Here is a 17421-nt window from a genome sequence, read left to right on the forward strand (position 1 = left end):
TAATCTGTCCCTATGTCTATCCCCATACTCATGTACCACCAGATCGGCGAGCCCAATCCCAAGGGCACGCCGTTTCGCGGGCTGACGGTGCACCCCGACAGCTTTGCCCGGCAGATGCGCTGGATGCGCAGGCTGGGCTATCGCGGCCTGTCCATGCGCGACGTCATGCCCTATGTCCGTGGCGAACGCCAGGGCAAGGTATTCGGCATTACGTTCGACGACGGCTATCGCAACGTGCACCACAACGCCATGCCGGTGCTGAACGAACTGGGTTTTACCGCCACCAACTATTTCGTGGCGCACCAGTTCGATGGCGGCAATGTGTGGGATCTGGAAAAGGGTATTCCGTTTTCGGCGTTGATGACCGTGAACGAAATGCGGGAATGGGCGCAGGCCGGCCACGAAGTCGGCTCGCACACGCTGGACCATGTGCACCTGCCCCAGATGTCGCCCGACGAGGCCCGCCGCCAGATCGTCCAGTCCAAGGACGAGCTGGAACAGGCGCTGGGGGCGCCGGTCACCGCCTTCTGCTATCCCTATGGCGACCACGGTCCCGAACACCGCGCCATGGCGCGCGAAGCCGGCTACGACAACGCCACGCTGACCCAGCGCGGCCTGGCCGCGGCCTCGGATGATCCCTACGGGCTGCCGCGGGTCACGGTGTCGCGCTCCACCAACATCATCCGCTTCCTGCAGAAGTGCCTGACCCGGTATGAAGACTCCCGCCGGCGCGGTTGAACGGCGGCTGCGCATCGCGCTGCTGGTCGACCGCTTCGGCAATCGCTTTGGCGGCGCCGAAGCCTATGGCGTGGAACTGATGCGGGTGCTCGGACAGCGCCATGACGTATCCATCGTGGCGCGCGACTTCGACAGCGACCTGCCGTTTCCCTTCCTGCCCGTGCGTTTTCCTGGCTGGCTGCCCAGCTGGATGCGCGTGCTGTACTTCGCCTGGCGCGCCGACCGGCTGACCCGCGGCCGCTATGACATCGTGCATTCCCACATGAATGGCTGGGCCGGCGAAATCCAGGTCATGCACGTGACGCCGGTGCGCTACAACCGGCTGACCCGCGTCAAGCCGTTGCAGCGCCTGACCGCTTGGCTCTCCCCACGGCTGGCCACCTATCTGCTGCTGGAAAAGCTGCGCGTGCGCCAGGCGCCCGCAAGGCGCGTGGTGGCGGTGTCAGGACTGATCATGGACCAGCTGCACCGCAGCTACGGTCCGCAGCTGCCGGTGGACATCATCGCGCCCGGGGTCAAGCTGCCGACCGCGGCGCAAATGGAAGGCCGCGAGGCCACCCGCGCCAGCCTGGGCTGGGGCGCGGATACCATCGGCTGTCTGCTGGTCGCCCGCAATCCCTTGCGCAAGGGATTGCCGGCGCTATTGGACGCGCTGGCGCAACTGCCGCCGCAGTACCGGCTGCTGGTCGTGGGCGCGGACGAACCTACCCGCGAACGCGTGCGCGCGGCAGGCGCCATCGCCAGCCGCGTCACCCTGATCGATCCCACCCCCGATGTCGCCCGCTACTTCAGCGCCGCCGACATCTACGCGCATCCGACGCTGAACGACAGCTACGGCATGGCGCCGCTGGAAGCCATGTCGCACGGACTGCCGGTCGTGGTGAGTTCGCCCGCTTACTGCGGCTTCGCGCAGTACCTGTCGGCGGGCAAGGACGCGCTCATCCTGCAGGATCCGCGCGACGGCGCCCAACTGGCGCAGGCGCTGGAGCGGCTGGGCTCCGAACCCGTGTTGCGGGCGGCACTGGCCGAACGCGGCCTTGAGATTGCGCGCGAGCAAAGCTGGGAAACGGTGGCGGCGCGCTACGAGGCGCTGTACCGCCAGGTGCTGCAAGAACGCAGCTGAGAGCTGGGTCGAGCTGGCGCGTGGCCCGGCTCAATGGCCGGGCGCCGTCGCCTGTTCGAGTTCACCCAGCCAGTGGATCGCGTGGTCGCGGTCGGCGCCGCACATCTCGGCCTGAGGCTGCAGCCCGCCGCAGAAATCCGGGCGCGACGGCTGGCCGAAAATCGCGCAGCGCATGTCAGGCAGCAGCTGGATACAGGGTACGCCGGCGGGTTTGCCCTGCGGCATGCCGGGTATAGGCCGGGTGATTGACGGCGCGATGCAACAGGCGCCGCAGCCGGGCCGGCATTCCAGCGCGGCGGGCGCCTGCGGATTCAGACCCATCCGCGCAGCCAATAGATGAACAGGCCGGCGTATTCCTTGAGGATGGAACGGCTGGCGTCATAGGCCCGCTGATTCGGGATCCACAGGGGCACGGAGCCGTCGGCGGGCTCCACGATCTGCGGTGGCGCGGGGGCGGCTATCGCCTCCACGCCCTGCTTGGAAAAGGCCGCCATCGCGCGCGGCATATGCAACGCGGAAGTCACCAGCAGCACCTTGCCGATGCCGCGCGCCTTGAGTTGATCCTCGGTCAAGGCCGCGTTCTCATACGTGGTGCGGCTGGAGTTTTCCAGGATGAGCGCCGTGTCCGGCACGCCCTGCTGGCGGATGGCGTGCGCCATGCCGCGGGCTTCGCTGACGTCGCCTTCCAGCGCGCCGCCCGACAGCAGCACCTTGGGAGCGCGTCCGGCCAGATAAAGCTGCGCCGCCGTGTCGATCCGGACCACGGCGGTTTCCTTGTCATACGGCAGGAACCAGTTGGCGCGCCCGTTGGCGGTGTTGCCGCCCAGCACCACGATGGCGTCGGCGGTCGGGGATTCGGCTGGCGGCAGATGCGGATAACGGTGTTCCAACGCGCCGCCGGCCCAGATCGACGTCGCGGGTAGAGACCAGGCCAGCGACCACAAAAGACCGGCGACGATGAGCGAACCGCCGGTCTTGCGGAACCGGAACAGACCCAACACCAGTCCGATGGCTACCAGGGTCAGGCTCAAGTTGTAAGGAATGATCAGATTTGTGAGATAGCTGGACAAGGGCATCTTGAAAAAAATCCTGATTACTACGTCTCGTCCAGCAGGAGGCGGGCTTGCTGTTCCACCTCCTCGCCGGACGGCCATGCATGCTCCGTGCCTACGCAGACGGCGCGTGGCGACCACGGGCCGGTGCGTCCCGGACGCGTGACGCCGAACAGCGTCAGTTCGCTGGCGTTGGCGGCTGCGGCGACGTGCGAGACACCAGAATCGTTACAAATCACCAGCGCCGCCCGCGCCGTCAACGCTGCGAATGCGCCCAGGGACAGGGGAGGCAGCAGCAGCGCCGTAGGGGCATTGCGCCGCGCCTCCTCGGTTTCGGCCGGAGGAGGGCACATTACCACGGTATGACCGCGGGCCTGCAAGGCCCGGGTTAGTGTATCGAATCCCGGCCACACCTTGATCTTGCCCTTGTGCAGGCCCGTGGCCGTCGGCGCGATCAGCACGAAACGTTGGCCTGCCAGCCCGGCGGCTTCCAGCGCCAGATCGGCGGCGCTCTGGTGGGCGGACGTCAGCGGCAGGTCCAGGGTCGGACCGGGTTCGGCCGGGCCGCTGGGCAGGCCCCAGCGGGTCAGGGCTTCGCGGGTCAGGTGATGCCAGGACTGGACCGCATGCAGCGTGTCGCTGGGTTTGGCAAAGGGCCAGCGCAACAGGAAGCTGCGGCCGTCGTCGCGATAGCCGGCCGAGGGCAGTCCGGCCAGCCGGAATACCAGCGCGCTGGACAGCGAGTCCGGCAGCAGCAAGCCGCGGGCGCGGCGCCCCTGGGCGCCCAGGCTGCGCCGGTGGGCGCTGACCGTCGCTCGGTCCGGCCCGACCTTGCCGCGCATGGGGATGAAATCCTGCTTGGCCACGCCGTCCAGCAGGTCGCGGGCCCAGGGGCGGGCGCAGATCACCAGGGGCAGGCCGCAGGCGTGCAAGGCGCGCAGGCTGGGCAGGCTCATGCAAACATCGCCCACCCAATTGGGTAACCGGACGTACAAGCAGCTGATATCGGACATGGAAGGGCGCTGGGCGCGTTAAGGCTGAAGGGGACATGGCCCGGGCGGCGACTTGTCGCGCAGCCGGTACAATTCTGGCCACAATTGTATAAAAGCGAGTGATTCCTTTGAATTCTGCCGCACGCAACGCGCCCGCGAGTTCCCAACCTGTCAAAGCCGAACTCTGGAGTCGGATCTACAGCCGCGTGGGCTCCTACTGGAAGGGATTGTTGCTTGCCGTCCTGCTGATGGCCGGCGCGGCCGCCACGCAGCCCGTCCTGGCAGTCATCATGAAGCCCTTGCTGGACGGCGGCTTTTCGGGCGCCAAGCCATACTACGTCTGGGCGCTGCCGCTGGCGGTGGTCGGCCTGATCCTGCTGCGCGGCATCTGCAACTTCTTCAGCGATTACCTGCTGGCCTGGGTCGCCAACAACGTCCTGCTGGGCATGCGCAAGGATATGTTCGAGCGCCTTCTGGGCCTGCCCGACGCCGACTTCAAGCAGGGCGACACCGGCCGTCTGCTCAATCGCTTCACCATCGATGCCGGCAACGTCACCGGCTACGCGACCGACGTCATCACCGTGCTGGTGCGCGAAACCCTGGTCGTCGTCGCGCTGATCTGCGTGCTGCTGTACATGTCCTGGGTGCTGACGCTGATCATCCTGATCATGCTGCCGGTGTCGGTGCTGATCTCGCGCTTCTTCATCAAGCGCCTGCGCCGCATCAATCGCGAAACCGTCAACATGAACGCCGAACTGACCCGCGTGGTCGGCGAAGGCATCGACGGCCAGCGCGTCATCAAGCTGTTCGACGGCTATGAAGTCGAACGCGGCCGTTTCGATTTCGTCAGCCGCCGCCTGCGCCGCTTCGCCATGCGCACGGCCACGGCGGACGCCGCCCTGACGCCGCTGACCCAGGTCTGCATTTCCATCTCGGTGGGCGCGGTCATCGCCGTGGCGCTCAGCCAGGCCAACCACGGCGCCTTGACCGTGGGCAGCTTCGCGTCCTTCATGGCGGCGCTTGCCCAGATTTTCGACCCCATCAAGCGCCTGACCAACGTCGCCGCCCGCATGCAGAAGATGCTGGTGTCGGCCGAAAGCGTGTTCACGCTGATCGACCAGGTACCCGAAAACGATACCGGCACCAAGGAACTGGCCGAGCCCGTGCGCGGCAAGGTGGAATTCCGCAGCGTCTCGCATCGGTTCCCCGATGCCGACCGCGATACCGTCAATGGCATTTCCTTCACAGTGGAACCCGGCCAGACCGTGGCCCTGGTAGGACGCTCGGGCAGCGGCAAGACCACTCTGGTCAACATGCTGCCGCGCTTCGTGCTGGCCGATAGCGGCTCCATCCTGGTGGACGACACGCCGATCGACGAACTGACGCTGCGCAGCCTGCGCTCGCACCTGTCGCTGGTGAGTCAGGACGTGGTGCTGTTCGACGACACCATCGCAGCCAACGTCGGCTACGGCGCGCTGGGCAAGTCGAGCGAACAGAAGGTGCGCGATGCGCTGGCGGCCGCCAATCTGCTGGAGTTCGTCGAAGGCTTGCCGCAAGGGCTCAATACGCCGGTGGGCGAAAACGCCGCCCGCCTGTCCGGCGGCCAGCGCCAGCGCCTGGCGATCGCCCGCGCGCTGATCAAGAACGCGCCCATCCTGATCCTGGACGAAGCCACTTCCGCACTCGACAACGAATCCGAGCGTCAGGTCCAGGCCTCGCTGGAGCGCCTGATGAAGGGCCGGACCACGCTGGTCATCGCCCACCGCCTGTCCACCGTGCAGAACGCCGACCGCATCATCGTGCTGGATGCCGGCAAGATCGTCGAGCAAGGCCCGCACGCCGAGCTGCTGGCCGCCAACGGCCTGTACGCCTCGCTCTACAAGATGCAATTCCGCGACGATTGATCCAGTCAACCGCCTGTCCCGGGCGGTTGTTCGTTCCTGTCGCATTTCCGGATTGCCAAGCGCCCGGATTGCCGGAAAATGGAGCCGGGCCTGCCGGCAGGCCCGGCTCCCGCCCGCTGCGGGCGGAGCGGCGCCCCGAGGCGCTTTGGTCCGCCGTGCATCTGGAGCGTCCCATGTCCCTGCCTGCCGAAGGCAATCAGCTAGTCAATGTCGTCGTCCTGCTGGGGGCTGCGGTCGTCGCGGTTCCGCTGTTCAAGCGCCTGGGGTTGGGGTCCGTCCTGGGATACCTGGCCGCCGGCCTGGTGATCGGGCCCTTCGGCCTCGGCTTGTTCTCCGATCCCAAATCCATCCTGCACGTAGCCGAATTGGGCGTGGTGATGTTCCTGTTCATCATCGGCCTGGAAATGCAGCCCTCCCGGTTGTGGAAGCTGCGCGGCGAGATCTTCGGCCTGGGCGTCGCGCAGGTGCTGGCCTGCGGCGGGCTGCTGACGGCGGTGGGCCTGCTGGCGGGGCTGTCGGGCCCGGCGGCTTTCATGGCCGCGATGGGCTTCGTGCTGTCGTCCACGGCCATCGTCATGCAGATACTGGGCGAGCGCGGCGACACCGCCAGTGCGCAGGGCCAGCGCATCGTCTCGATCTTGTTGCTGGAAGACCTGGCCATCGTGCCGCTGCTGGCCCTGGCCACCCTGCTGGCGCCGGCCGACACTTCCAGCCGTGGCGATCCGTGGATTCAGTCGGCCATCGCGGTGGCCTGCATCCTCGCATTGCTGGCCGCCGGCCGCTGGCTGCTCAATCCGCTGTTCCGGTTATTGGCCGCCGCACATGCGCGCGAGGTCATGACGGCCGCCGCATTGCTGGTGGTGCTGGGCGCGGCGCTGCTGATGGAACTGGGCGGCCTGTCCATGGCGATGGGCGCTTTCCTCGCGGGCGTGCTGCTGTCCGAGTCCACCTTCCGCCATCAGTTGGAAGCCGAAGTCGAGCCGTTCCGCGGCATATTGCTGGGCCTGTTCTTCCTGGGCGTGGGCATGTCGCTGGACCTGTCGGCGGTGGCGCGCGAATGGCCGCTGATCCTGGCCGCGGTGGTGGTGTTCATGCTGGTGAAATCGGTGGGCGTGTACGTGGTGGCGCGAGTGCTGCGCGCGACCCACGCCGAGGCCATGACGCGCGCGGCCCTGTTGGCGCAGGGCGGTGAATTCGCCTTCGTCCTGTACGGGGCGGCCGCCGCCGCCGGCATCTTCGATGCCCACACCGGCGCCGTGCTGACTGCGGTCGTCATCATTTCCATGGCGCTCACGCCCTTGTGCGTGCTGGCGTTGCGCTGGCTCCTGCCCAAGCCGCAGCCCTCAATGGAAGACGTGGATGTGGCCAAGGATCTGGAGGGCTGTGCGCTCATCGTGGGCTTTGGCCGTTTCGGCCAGATCGTGACCCAGGCGATGCTGGCCCGCGAGCTGACGGTCTCCATCCTGGATACCGACACCGACGCGATCCGGGCAGCGGCCAAATGGGGCGTCAAGGTCTATTACGGCGACGGCACGCGCATCGACATGCTGCGTACCGCCGGCGCGGAAAATGCCTGCGCCATCCTGATCTGCATCGACGATCCGAAGGCGGTCAACCACATGGTCAAGCTGATCAAGGCCGAATTCCCGCTGGTGCGGGTGGTGGTGCGCGCCTATGACCGCATCCATTCGTTGGCGCTGGCCAAGGAAGGGGTCGACTATCAGGTGCGCGAAACCCTGGAGTCGGCGCTGGCCTTCGGCGAGGCCGCGCTGCGCGTGATCGGAGTGCCTCCTGATGAAGCCGCCGAGGTGGTGCAGGATGTGCGCCGGCGCGACACCGAGCGTTTCGACCTGGAGGTGGCGGGCGGCCTGTTCGCCGGCCGCTCGTTGCTTTACGGCAATATGACCAGCGCCCCGGACGGCCGCAACGACCAGCCCGACCGGGAAACCGAGAGGGCGGCCAGCCCGATCGCGTAACCGACTATTTCCACATCGTTGCATTACTTTTCGCATCATGTCATGCGCAGGCGCTGGCGGCTGAGGTAGATTTATCCGCACTGACTCTTCATCCACGACGAGCATTTGCCAGGGGGCTGCCATGCTGCAATCGGATCGGATTTCCACGACGCCGCACGCTGTTGGAGTAGAACTGGCCCGGCGGCAGGCCCGGACCCTGCGCTGCGGATTTTCGGCGGGCTCGATGCGCCAACTGGTGTCGCATACGGGCGGAGCGGGCCCGGCATGGTCCATCGGCGCGCACCGCGAAGCCGACAGGGCCAGAGGCGCCAAGGCCTTTCCCTTCCGCATTGCGGCGGTCGCGGCGACTTGAGGAAGCCGTCGCGCAGAAGGCGCCATGCGGGCGTTGCTCGGGTTTTTTTAGGGGCGGATCTTGCGCGGCATGTCCGGCGGCGGCATCATCTGCGGCGTAAATCTCTGCCGGAGTGATCCGCGTCCCCCGGACGTCCCCGGCGTAGGAGCGCCGTATTGAAGTCTCGCGGGTTTGTGCAACGCGCCCTGTATGCGTTGGGGGTGCTCGTCGCAATCGGCATCTGCGCGGCCGCGGTCGCGCTGCTCTGGATCGACCGCCGCGCCACCTGGGAGGCCGCCCACGCTTCGGCGCGCAACATTACCGGCGTGCTTTCCGCGGACATCAGCCGCACCCTGCATGTCTACGACCTGTCGCTACAGGGCATGGCCGAACGCCTGCGCGAACCGGGCCTGGCTCAGCTGGCTCCTGAAACCCAGCGCCGTTTCCTGTTCGACCGGCCATCCACCGCCGAATACCTGGGCGCCGTCGTGGTGCTGGATAAGGACGGCGATATCCGTTACCACTCCGGGGACCTGGATACGCCGGATGTGAGTTTCGCCGACCGGGATTTCTTCCAGGTGCACCGCGATGCCGATGACGTCGGCATGTATGTCAGCAAGCCCTATCGCAGCCGCCTGCGCGGTGGCGACGAGAGCATCGCCGTCAGCCGGCGCCTTTCCAATCCGGACGGCAGCTTCGCCGGCGTGGTGGGCGGTTCGCTGCGCCTGGCGTATTTCCGCGACCGCTTTGCCGAGCTGTCGATCGGCGAGCGCGACGAGATCAGCGTCTTCCGCAACGACGGTCTGGTGCTGCTGCGCGCCCCATATTCCCGGAGCGACCTGGGCAGCGACATCGGCATGGCGCTGGATTTCCAGCAGTTCCTGATCCGCCGCGAAGGCTCGTTCGTTGGGGAGCTGTCGCCGGACGGCGTGAACCGCTACTACACCTTCGCCAGCATCGAGGATACGCCGCTCATCATCGACGTGGCCATGGACGTGGATGAGCTGATGGAGCCCTGGGACCGCCGCGCGTTCTTCATCATCCCCGTGACCACGGCGCTGCTGCTGTCGGTCGTGGCGCTGATCGTGCTGTTCAGGCGCGAGATGACCCTGCGCAAGGCGGTCGAGACGCAGCTGGCTATACAGGCGCGCACGGATGGGCTCACTGGCCTGGCCAACCGGCGCGCGTTCGACGAAGCGCTGGAACGCGAATGGCAGAATGCGCGCCGAGAGCGCGTGCCGCTGTCGCTGCTGTTCCTGGATGCCGACCATTTCAAGCGCTACAACGACCGCTACGGCCATCAGCAGGGAGATCAACTGCTGGCGGCGCTGGCGCGAGTGCTCAAGAAAAAGGCCCGGCGTCCCCGCGATCTGGCGGCGCGCTATGGCGGCGAGGAATTCGTCGTGTTGCTGCCCAATACCAGCCGCCAACGCGCCGCGGAGATTGCGGAAGGCATCAGGCGGGCGGTTGCCGCCCTGAAGGTGCCGCATGCAGACGCCGCCGCCGGTATCGTCACCATCAGCGTCGGGGTCGCGACGGCGGTGCCGCAGGCCGACGACGCGGTCGCCAGCCTGGTAGAGGCGGCCGATGCGGCCGTCTACCAGGCCAAGGAGTCCGGCCGCAATCGCGTGGCAGTGGCCGGGACCTGAGCTGGCGCTGCATTAAAAAACCCCGCCGCGCTCATCGCGCGGCGGGGTTTTTTTAAGCGCCGCGTGGCTTAGCGGCCGACCATGACGGCCTGCATGCGCGTTTGCGCCTGCTGCACGTTCTTGGCTTGCGCGTTCAGGTCCTGCAGCAGCTTGTTCAGCTCGGTCTGCACGGCGGGATCCTGGACCTTGACGATGGGACCGGAAATATCGATCTGCGCGGCGTGCGCGGCGACGTAATCGGCGATCTTCAGGCTGCTGTCGAAGGTCGCGTTCAGCTGCGGCAGCACGTCGCGGAAGGTATCGGCCGGCAGGCTCACGGTCTTCTCGTAGGCCTTGTCGTACACCGCCTTCAGGTCTTCCGGCTGCTTGAGCTGAGCGCGCGCGGCGTCAGCCTTGGCCTGCTGTTCCTTCAGCGCCACGCCCATTTCATTGAGCGAGGCTTGCACGGCCTTGAGGTCGTCGCGACGCGTCACGATATCGTTCAGCGAACGCATGGAGCCCTTCTGCATGATGCCCGACAAGGGCTTCACCGAAGCATCCATGCCCGCATTGAAGTCGGTGATCACCGCATATTGCGCGGCGTAGTCGCCGAAGGACTTCTTCTCTTCATCCGTCAACTGCGGGACGCGCACGCCGGGCTTGTCGACGATGCGGGTCTGCAGGAACTGCGTGAACGCTGCACGCTGTTCGGGTTCCTTGTTGCCGCAAGCGGCCAGCATCAACGGCAGCGCTGCGGCCAATACCAGGAACGGACGGAAAAGGGACTTCATCGCATCGAACTCCTAAAAGCGAAAGAAAGAAATTTTCAGGGTATACCCTGAAGGCGCCCGCAGCTTATCGGGTCGTCCTCGTTGCCGCCATCGCTTTCAGAATTGTTTGCAATCGAATCTTTAAGACACAAAATTCACACATAATGAAGTGAAGTTGCGTCCGCCACCTGTTACGCGTGCGCGCGCGTTTCCGTGTTTCCGCTATTCCTGGACGGCGATTTCCCGCAATGCCGCAGTCAGCAGTTCCGCGGACCTCGACAGCGAGCGGCCCGCGCGCCGCAGGATCCCGATGTGCCGATATAAAGGCGGGCTGCTGATCGAAACGCAACGCAGGCGGTTGGTATCGCCTTCGCGGGCAGCCAATTCAGAAAGAATGGCGACGCCCAGTCCCTGTGCCGCCATCGCCAGCACGGTCGAGTTGTAGACGACCTCATAGGCCGCCGGCAGCGAGATCTTCAACTTGTCGGCCGCCGCCTCGATGTGCGTGCGGATGCTGCTCTCCCGCACCGGCAATATCAACGGATGCTCGGCCAGATCCTTGAGCGTCACGGTGTCCGGCGCAGCCCAGGGATAGTCATGCGCCATGTAGGCGCAAAAGCGGTCGGTCACCAGTTGCTCCCAGACCAGCTCCTGATCGCGCTTGATCGGACTGCCGATCCCAAAATCGACCTCGCCGCTGCGGGTCATGTCGTTGACGCGCGAGGCCACGGTGTCCCGCACGCAGACGGTGATCCGCGGGTAGTCGCGGTTCAGCCTGTGGATCGCTTGCGGCAACAGGCCGGCGGCCAGGGAGGGCAGCACGGCAACGGTCACCGTGCCGCGTTCACGATCGCTGGTGTCGCGGGCCTGGGTCACCAGGTCTTCGATTTCAGCCACCAGTTTCTCGATGCGCGGATAGAGCTCCTGGCCCCGTGGCGTCAGGCTGACGCTGCGGTGGTTGCGGTCGAACAGCCGCGTACGCAGATGGGACTCGAGCTGCTGGATCTGTATGGTCAGCGCCGACTGGGAAATATTCAGTTCGTGAGCCGTCCTGGTGAAGTTGCCTAAACGCGCGATCGTGAGGAAAGCGCGTAACTGCTTGAGATCACTCAACATTATCGAAACTCCGGTTCAAGGCGCGAGGGCTCGGCGATCGTTTTTTTTGAAAAGAATGTTCCGTTATTTGAATTTTACGAATCGCATGCCGCTGAGTATATTTCCTATCGAACGCCTGGCTCAAAAAGGCGGCAAATAAATAAATGAGACAAAGAGGGAGGGCTCCGCATGGCCGGGTATTGTGCCTCACACCAGAGGCTTCAATCGCTGCAGCGAATAATGGATTCGATAAATGCTGCGGCTGAAAAGTGCGCCGGACTGTTTCTTATAGGAATGGTCCTGGCTATTTCAATTTCTGTATTTGTACGGCTGCTTTACACCTACACCGGCATTCCATTTTCCACGCCCTGGGCGGAAGAACTGGGCCGTTTCATGATGGTCGGCAGCGTCTTCATTGGCGGCGCGGTCGCGACTTACCGCCTGCGCCTGATCGGCGTCGACGCCTTCATCGGCATGGTGCCGGAGTCGGTCGCGCGCTGGCTGCGTGTTGTTGCCCATATCCTGACCTTGATGCTGGCCGTGCTGCTGGCCTGGAAGTCGATCAGATTGATCGAACTCGGCATGAGGCAGACCTCGCCCGCGATGGAAATGCCCATGGCGTACATCTATGTGTTCATGTTCATCGGTTGCGTGCTGATGAGCCTGAATACCTTCGCGCACGTCATCAAGGAATTGATGAGCGTTGAAGCATCGCAGCAGGGCGGCGAGACGGAAAGAGCCGCCGCCGCCATGCAAAATAGTGAAGGAGGGGCGCTGTGATCCCGGTCCTGTTTTTATCGTTTACTGCGATCCTGATAATCGGCGCGCCCATCGTCACCGCGCTGGGCATGTCCGCCGCGTTCGCCCTGCAGGCGGGCGACCGTTCGCTGCTGATCGTGGCGCAGATGGCGTTCCAGTCGCTCGATTCGTTCAGCCTGATGGCCGTGCCATTCTTCATCCTGGCCGGGCATCTGATGTCCTCGGGCGGCGTCGCTGCCAGGCTGGTGCAACTGGCCAATGCCTTCGTCGGCTGGATCCGCGGCGGGCTGGGCGCGGTCGCGGTGCTGACCTCGCTGCTGTTTGCGACGGTTTCCGGCTCCTCGTCCGCAACGACCGCCGCGATCGGCTCCGTGCTGATCCCGGAAATGGAAAAGAAGGGCTACCCCAGGTCGTTCGCGGCTTCCATTGCCGCATCCTCCGGCGAGCTGGGGGCGATCATCCCGCCCTCGATTCCCATGATCGTGTATGCCCTGACGGCGAACGTGTCGGTCGGCTCGCTGTTCCTCGCGGGCATCCTGCCGGGTCTGCTGATCACCGTGTCGCTGATCCTCACGGTCTGCCTGGTTGCCCGTTTCCAGGGCTTTGACGAAGTCACTGCGGTGAGCTTCACCGGATGGCTGAAGGGTGTGCTGGTCGCCCTGAAGGACGCGACGCTGGCGCTGATGATGCCGGTAATCATCCTGGGCGGGATCTACGGCGGCTTGTTTACCGCGACCGAGGCCTCCTGCATCGCCGTGCTGTACGGGCTTGCGCTCGGGCTGTTCGTCTATAAGGAAATTACGGTCAAGGATCTGCTCGGCATTTTCGCGCGCTCCGCGGTGATGTCCTCCATCATCCTGCTGATCGTGGCGTTCGCGGCCGTGTTCGCCTACCTGCTGACGATCAATCAGGTGCCGCAGCAGGTCGCCGCGATGCTCGGCTCGGTGACGACCAATCCGATCGTGTTCCTGTTGCTGGTGAACGTCATGCTGTTCCTGGTCGGCATGTTCATCGAGGCGCTGGCGGCGATCCTGATTATCGTGCCCATCCTGGCGCCCATCAGCGTGGCTTTCGGCATCGATCCCATCCACTTCGGCATGATCGTCATCACCAACCTGGCGGTCGGCATGGTGACGCCTCCGGTCGGTGTGAATCTGTTCGTGGTGTGCGAAGTCGCCCAATTGAAAATGCACCAGTTGGCGAAGTATCTGGTCATCTTCCTCGCCGTCCTGGTGCTCGACGTCCTGATTATTTCTTACGTGCCCGCCATTAGTACCTTTTTCTTATAAAAACTAGATCGGCCGCCCGAGGACAGCGTCCTTCGGGCGGCTGGAAAACCGAGGAGATGGAAGTGAAGCTATTCAAGAAGATGTTTGGCGCCGGCGTCCTGAGCGCCCTCATGTTTTCTGCGCCGTCGCACGCGTTGAACATGGACGTCGGGCATACGCTCACGACGGACAGCCCTTTTCACGTGGGAGCGCAGAAATTCGCCGAAGTGCTGAAGGCGAAATCGAACGGGAAGATCACGATTTCCGTGTTCCCGCATTCGCAGCTGGGCGGCGAACTGACCATGATCCAGGGCGCGGTAGCGGGTGCTACCGACCTGGTCATCACGGGCCAGCCGACACTGAATGGCATCGTCAAGGAATTCCTGGTCTTTGATTCGCCGTTCCTGTTCGACAGCGTCGAGCAGGCCAATCAGATCCTCAACGGGCCGGCCGGCGACAAATTCATGGAAGTCCTGCCCAAATACGGCCTGGTTGGCCTGGGCTGGTTTTCAGCGATCGAACGCAACGTCTTCGGCAACCGGCCCGTCAATTCGGCCGAAGACCTGAAAGGCATGAAGATCCGCGTCATCCAGTCGCCGGGTTACGTGGAAAGCTACAAGGCCCTGGGGGCGCAAGCCACTCCCATGGCGTACTCGGAGCTGTATCTGGCCCTGCAACAGAAAGTGCTCGATGGCGGCGAGACGACGCCGGACCAGTTCGTCTCGGATAAATTCATCGAAGTCTCCAAGTACTTCAACATGACGCACGTGAACATCCATCCGGCGCTGCTGCTCATGTCCAAGGACCGCTGGGACCGCTTCTCGCCCGCGGAACAGAAAATGATCAAGGAGTCGGCGGACGAGGCCATGGCCTACGCGCGCGACTATTACAAGAAGGTCTACGACGAGGGTATGAAAACGATGCAGGCAAGGGGTGTGTCCATTGTCTATCCCAGCAATCTCGATTCGCTGGTGCAGGCCACGCGGCCGGTCGTGAAAAAGCTCGTCGGCGAAGCCCCCAACGGCCAGGCGCTCTACGACGCCGTGATCGCCGCCAAGCAGAAGCAGTAACCGGCGCAAACGGCATCGGCCCCGGCGCTTTCATACTCAAGAGAAACTGGACAGATTGATGACACCCTTCAACCAACCCGAAAACCTGCGCGTGCTGATTACCGGAGCGGCCGGCAACATCGGCCTTTGCCTGCGCACTCACTTGCGCGGCCGCTATGCCTTGCTGCGCCTGGCTGACATTGCGCCGCAGGAACCGGCGCAAGCCGGCGAGGAAATCTGCACGATGGACGTCCGGGACATCGAGTCCCTGGAACGCTGCATGGAGGGTATTGATTGCGTCATCCATCTGGCCGGCATACCCGGCGCCGATGTCTGGGAAAAAATCCTGCCGATGAATATCGAGGGCTGCTACAACGTATTCGAGGCGGCCCGGCGCCAGAACGTGCGCCGGGTGGTGTTCGCCAGCTCGAACCACGCTATCGGCTATCACCGCCGGGAAAAATTCCTCGATGACACCGTGCAGCCTCGGCCCGACTCGCTGTATGGCGTCTCGAAGGTGTTCGGCGAGGGCCTGGGCCGGATGTATGCCGACAAGTACGGCATGTCTGTCGCCTGCCTGCGGATCGGGACGTTCCGTACGCCCGACCGCCCGAGCGAGGCCCGCCAGCTGTTGACCTGGATCAGCCACCGCGACATGGCGCAACTGGCAGCGCGCTGCGTCGAGCATGCGTCCTACCATTTCACGGTGGTCTACGGGGTGTCGAACAACCTGCGCAACCGCTGGGACAATTCCAACGCGAAATTCCTGGGCTACGCGCCGCAGGACGATTCCGAAGTGTTCGCCCCGGAAATCCTGGCTCAGAACATCCCCGAGGACCCCATCGCGGCCCAGTTCCACGGGGGCTTTTATTGCCCCCTGGAATTCGTCGGGACCACGGACAGGATTTCCTGAAATCAGACCAGGATGATGTCGTACTGCTCTTGAGAGTACGCGCCTTCCACTTCCAGCGAAATGCGCTTGCCCACGAAGTCGCCCAGCATCGCCAGATGCTGGCTTTCTTCTTCCAGGAACAGGTCAACCACCTCTTGCGAGGCGAGGATGCGGAATTCCTTGGGATTGAATTGCCGCGCCTCGCGCAGGATCTCGCGCAGGATTTCATAGCAGACGGTACGCGGCGTACGCACATTGCCGCGCGCCTCGCACATGGGGCAGGGCTCGCATAGCTGATGCGCCAGCGAGTCGCGGGTGCGCTTGCGCGTCATTTCCACCAGCCCCAGTTGTGTAAAGCCGTTGACCGTCATGCGGGTGCGGTCGCGCGCCAGCGCCTTCTTCAGTTCGGCCAACACCGTTTCGCGGTGCTCCTGTTCCTCCATGTCGATGAAGTCCAGGATGACGATGCCGCCCAGGTTGCGCAGCCGCAGCTGGCGCGCAATGGCCTGGGCCGCTTCCAGGTTGGTCTTGAAGATGGTGTCGTCGAAATTGCGGCCGCCCACGAAGCCGCCGGTATTGACGTCGACCGTGGTCAGCGCCTCGGTCTGGTCGATGATGAGATAGCCGCCCGACTTCAAGTCCACTCGTCGAGAGAGCGCCCGGGCAATCTCATCGTCCACATTGGCGGTGTCGAACAGGGGGCGCTCCCCGCTGTAGTGCTGGATGCGGCCCACGACCGAGGGCGTATAGATGCGCGCCCATTCCAGCATCGCGGCACTGGTCGTGCGGGAATCCACAAGAATGGTTCCGGTGTTCGGGCCCACCATGTCGCGCAGCACGCGCTGCGCCAGGGTCAGATCCTGGTGCAGCAGGGCGGGGGCCGGCTGGGTGCGCGCCGCCGCCTGGACGCTGGTCCACAATTTACGCAGATACTCCAGATCGGCCATCAGCTCCTCGTCATTGGCGCCTTCGGCCTGCGTGCGGACGATGAAGCCGCCTTTTTCCTCTGCCGGCATCAAGGCTTGCAGGCGTTCGCGTAGCTGGATGCGTTCGGATTCGTCGTCGATCTTCTGCGAAATGCCGATATGCGGATCGTGCGGCAGGTAAACCAGCATCCGGCCCGCCATGCTGATCTGGGTGGAAAGTCGTGCGCCCTTGGTGCCCAGGGGATCCTTGACCACCTGAACCATGATGGTCTGTCCCTCGAACAGCAGCTTTTCGATCGGGGTGGGAGTCAGCCCCTGGCTTCTTTCGCCCCGGTTCTCGCGCAGGTCTGCGATGTGGATGAAAGCCGCGCGCTCCAGTCCGATATCGATGAAAGCGCTCTGCATGCCCGGCAGTACACGGACGACCCGCCCCAGATAGATATTGCCGACATGGCCCCGCTGAATGCTGCGTTCTACGTGCAGCTCCTGTACCGACCCTTGTTCCACCAGCGCAACGCGGGTTTCGAAGGGGGTGACATTGATCAGGATATCTTCGCTCAGGGCGATGGCTGGGGGCATAGCGTGTTCGTCTCCAGTAAGGTGCGGCGTACAGGCGAATAGTAAACGTAGGGCAAGGCGGACAAGACAACTATCTATATGGGGCAACCGCGGGAATCACCACTATATATAGGGGAGGGGACCGGGGCAGCCGCTGAACAAGCATGGGGATCGGCCTTTTTGCGCCACGCGAAAAAACTGTGCTATAGTCTCGCTCCTTCGCAGTTCGGACAGTTTTGAACCGCGAAGCCAAGCAAGCACAACAGGTCGGGCAAGAGGATTCGAGCCAGGTCTGCCGCAAAGCAGTCAGAAATGAATGCCCCGCGGTTATTGCAAGGATTGCAGCAAGTTAGGCAAAAG

15 protein-coding genes are annotated in these 17421 nt (G+C 64.1%); 9 read left to right on the forward strand and 6 right to left on the reverse strand.

The features are described from left to right. Window positions 1–12: 12 nt before the first annotated feature. A complete protein-coding gene (locus IB259_RS21795) occupies window positions 13–738 on the forward strand; it encodes a polysaccharide deacetylase family protein (RefSeq protein ID WP_119449142.1) in 726 nt (241 codons plus the stop codon). After that, window positions 713–1861 carry a glycosyltransferase family 4 protein gene (locus tag IB259_RS21800; RefSeq protein ID WP_054451179.1) on the forward strand — a complete coding sequence of 383 codons (1149 nt, stop codon included), beginning with the start codon at window positions 713–715 and terminating at the stop codon, window positions 1859–1861. Before IB259_RS21795 ends, IB259_RS21800 begins: the two co-directional genes overlap by 26 nt. 30 nt (window positions 1862–1891) lie before the next feature. Here IB259_RS21800 and IB259_RS21805 read toward each other — a convergent pair whose 3' ends face one another. From IB259_RS21805 to IB259_RS21815, 3 genes are read right to left on the reverse strand one after another with little or no spacing between them, the layout of a single operon-like run. Further along, entirely contained in the window at window positions 1892–2182 is a 291-nt protein-coding gene (locus IB259_RS21805) for a YkgJ family cysteine cluster protein (protein WP_119449143.1), read from the reverse strand. Beyond that, on the reverse strand, window positions 2173–2937 hold the full coding sequence (locus IB259_RS21810) for a YdcF family protein (protein ID WP_054451181.1): 765 nt from the start codon (window positions 2935–2937) through the stop codon (window positions 2173–2175). Before IB259_RS21810 ends, IB259_RS21805 begins: the two co-directional genes overlap by 10 nt. Before the next feature lie 20 nt (window positions 2938–2957). Then, complete coding sequence (locus tag IB259_RS21815; protein WP_192330091.1) at window positions 2958–3926, reverse strand: glycosyltransferase family 9 protein; 969 nt, start codon at window positions 3924–3926, stop codon at window positions 2958–2960. Between the two features lie 107 nt (window positions 3927–4033). On the opposite strand from IB259_RS21815, the gene msbA reads away from it, so the two are divergent. The 3 genes from msbA (at window position 4034) to IB259_RS21830 (ending at window position 9765) form a co-directional block, all read left to right on the forward strand. Continuing rightward, window positions 4034–5809, forward strand: coding sequence for a lipid A export permease/ATP-binding protein MsbA (gene msbA / locus IB259_RS21820; RefSeq protein WP_054451341.1), 1776 nt, complete (start codon window positions 4034–4036; stop codon window positions 5807–5809). A gap of 173 nt (window positions 5810–5982) precedes the next feature. Next, window positions 5983–7785: a monovalent cation:proton antiporter-2 (CPA2) family protein gene (locus IB259_RS21825; RefSeq protein ID WP_175214053.1), complete on the forward strand. Its 1803-nt coding sequence runs from the start codon at window positions 5983–5985 to the stop codon at window positions 7783–7785. Window positions 7786–8292: 507 nt separating this feature from the next. Continuing rightward, complete coding sequence (locus IB259_RS21830) at window positions 8293–9765, forward strand: sensor domain-containing diguanylate cyclase (protein ID WP_192330093.1); 1473 nt, start codon at window positions 8293–8295, stop codon at window positions 9763–9765. 68 nt (window positions 9766–9833) lie between these two features. Here IB259_RS21830 and IB259_RS21835 read toward each other — a convergent pair whose 3' ends face one another. Next, complete coding sequence (locus IB259_RS21835) at window positions 9834–10535, reverse strand: DUF3053 domain-containing protein (protein WP_119449148.1); 702 nt, start codon at window positions 10533–10535, stop codon at window positions 9834–9836. A 201-nt stretch (window positions 10536–10736) separates the two neighbouring features. Beyond that, complete coding sequence (locus IB259_RS21840) at window positions 10737–11630, reverse strand: LysR family transcriptional regulator (protein ID WP_054451187.1); 894 nt, start codon at window positions 11628–11630, stop codon at window positions 10737–10739. A 219-nt stretch (window positions 11631–11849) separates the two neighbouring features. On the opposite strand from IB259_RS21840, the gene IB259_RS21845 reads away from it, so the two are divergent. The 4 genes from IB259_RS21845 to IB259_RS21860 are packed head-to-tail and all read left to right on the forward strand — an operon-like array spanning window position 11850 to window position 15598. Continuing rightward, window positions 11850–12389 carry a TRAP transporter small permease gene (locus tag IB259_RS21845; protein WP_225589142.1) on the forward strand — a complete coding sequence of 180 codons (540 nt, stop codon included), beginning with the start codon at window positions 11850–11852 and terminating at the stop codon, window positions 12387–12389. Beyond that, window positions 12386–13657, forward strand: a complete 1272-nt coding sequence (locus tag IB259_RS21850; protein WP_192330095.1) for a TRAP transporter large permease — start codon at window positions 12386–12388, stop codon at window positions 13655–13657. Before IB259_RS21845 ends, IB259_RS21850 begins: the two co-directional genes overlap by 4 nt. Before the next feature lie 56 nt (window positions 13658–13713). After that, window positions 13714–14706: a TRAP transporter substrate-binding protein gene (locus IB259_RS21855; RefSeq protein ID WP_119449150.1), complete on the forward strand. Its 993-nt coding sequence runs from the start codon at window positions 13714–13716 to the stop codon at window positions 14704–14706. 58 nt (window positions 14707–14764) lie between these two features. Further along, on the forward strand, window positions 14765–15598 hold the full coding sequence (locus IB259_RS21860) for an NAD(P)-dependent oxidoreductase (RefSeq protein ID WP_054451190.1): 834 nt from the start codon (window positions 14765–14767) through the stop codon (window positions 15596–15598). Window positions 15599–15600: 2 nt separating this feature from the next. On the opposite strand, the gene rng is transcribed toward IB259_RS21860, so the two are convergent. Further along, the gene (rng, locus tag IB259_RS21865; protein ID WP_192330110.1) at window positions 15601–17064 is read right to left on the reverse strand and encodes a ribonuclease G; all 1464 of its coding nucleotides are present in this window, start codon (window positions 17062–17064) and stop codon (window positions 15601–15603) included. Between the last annotated feature and the right edge of the window lie 357 nt (window positions 17065–17421).

It is taken from the genome of Achromobacter sp. ACM04 (assembly GCF_014851465.1).
In the GTDB taxonomy this organism is placed as follows: Bacteria; Pseudomonadota; Gammaproteobacteria; order Burkholderiales; family Burkholderiaceae_B; genus Achromobacter; species Achromobacter aegrifaciens.